This is a genomic window from Microbacterium sp. P5_E9, assembly GCF_054049175.1.
This window is the reverse complement of record NZ_JBFUMV010000123.1, coordinates 1-553: the sequence shown is the minus strand read 5'-3', so window position 1 is coordinate 553 and position 553 is coordinate 1. Positions and strand designations below refer to the sequence as shown.

1 protein-coding gene is annotated in these 553 nt (G+C 63.5%); it reads right to left on the bottom strand.

What is annotated here, in order from left to right; genetic code table 11:
• Window positions 1-321, bottom strand: a 321-nt coding sequence (locus tag ACXJ3V_RS20570) for a hypothetical protein (RefSeq protein ID WP_457102212.1), incomplete at its 3' end; no start/stop codon positions are given.
• Window positions 322-553 lie beyond the last annotated feature (232 nt).

Genomic DNA, 553 nt, shown 5'->3' with positions numbered 1-553 from the left:
CCCCATGAACCGCAGCCAGCTGGTGGCTACTTGCACGAATCTCTCGCGGCTATAGCGCGCGGTGGTGATGCGCCCGAGTCGTCGTTGGTGTCGGACCCAACGATCGGCAGCCGATGCAATCTCCTGTGGTGTGACGGCCCTGGTTCCGCCGAGGTCCAGGCGCTGCGCGACGACGAGGAGCTCGCTCGCAAGTTGCGACACCGACCCGCTCGCCGCACCCGAAGCGGCGAAGTGGGAAACAAAACGATCGCGCTCCTCGGCCGCCGCTCCGTCAAGATGACGAGCCAGGACGCGCGAGTACCGATACAAGGTCTCGAACATGATCGGATCTCCCTTGTGGGAACTGAGGGGACCCGACAGTACGGCCGCCGCGAAATTTATGTGGTGTCCAGCAGTTCGTCCTCCCAGGGAGCCGCCGTCGGCAGCCACATATGGAGCAACGCCACATTASGCACTAGATGTGGTCGAACACATCTAGTGCGTKAATTGGGCACGTCCGGATCTGTGCGGGGGGCGCCCAGTAATGGGCGTCCCTACCGCGATGTGCGCCCAG